Origin of the sequence: Pseudomonas sp. P20, assembly GCF_016463925.1 — a bacterium.
GTDB classification, from domain to species: domain Bacteria; phylum Pseudomonadota; class Gammaproteobacteria; order Pseudomonadales; family Pseudomonadaceae; genus Pseudomonas; species Pseudomonas aeruginosa.
In genome coordinates, this window is record NZ_JAEMVM010000089.1 from 1 (window position 1) to 278 (window position 278).

Below are 278 nucleotides of genomic sequence, written 5' to 3' on the forward strand. Positions count from 1 at the left end.
ACACGGTGGGCTGTGCTGCAGCATTTCGGATCCGAGCTGCATGGGGCATGTCGCTGACAACGTCAGCAGATCACGCGTTCATCATCGAAGCGGGGGGCAAAAGTGTCAAGGTCAAGCAGGAGGGGGAGCGGATGCAGCGGGCGGAGAGCGAGGGCGGAAGAGCGCGGCTGGTAGAAACCCTGTCGAAGGTTTCCCCAGCCGTGTCTGGAAGGGGAGTCAAGTGAGCCACCTGTGGTTGAATCGTCGATCCCTGGGTATTGATCGTCTCGATCCCATCA

1 protein-coding gene is annotated in these 278 nt (G+C 60.1%); it reads left to right on the forward strand.

From position 1 onward, the window contains the following. Positions 1–224: hypothetical protein (locus JHD77_RS32585; protein WP_233410349.1), on the forward strand; the 224-nt coding region annotated here is incomplete at its 5' end. Between the last annotated feature and the right edge of the window lie 54 nt (positions 225–278).